Source organism: Acinetobacter guerrae, from assembly GCF_009372255.1.
GTDB lineage: Bacteria > Pseudomonadota > Gammaproteobacteria > Pseudomonadales > Moraxellaceae > Acinetobacter > Acinetobacter guerrae.
This window is the reverse complement of the sequence record NZ_LXGN01000035.1, coordinates 1-228: the sequence shown is the minus strand read 5'-3', so window position 1 is coordinate 228 and position 228 is coordinate 1. Positions and strand designations below refer to the sequence as shown.

Genomic DNA, 228 nt, shown 5'->3' with positions numbered 1-228 from the left:
GTACTAATATTCGAGCGAACATCACCAATTGTCGTTCTCCACCTGAAAGCTCCGTATAAGCCTGATGTTTTAACTGGCCGATATCTAGCTCTTACAATGCCTGATATACCAGATATTCATCCTGTTTGGTGGGGTGAAAATGACTAAATGCAGCACGGCCTGTCAAAACGACATCTTTGACTTTAAAGAGAAAAAAGGTTTTGTGAAATTGTGATAAAAAGCATAAAA

General features: G+C 38.6%; 1 pseudogene. It reads right to left on the bottom strand.

Annotated features, from left to right (window positions below):
* A pseudogene (locus A7A69_RS16855) lies at positions 1–228 on the bottom strand (ABC transporter ATP-binding protein); the annotation flags it as partial.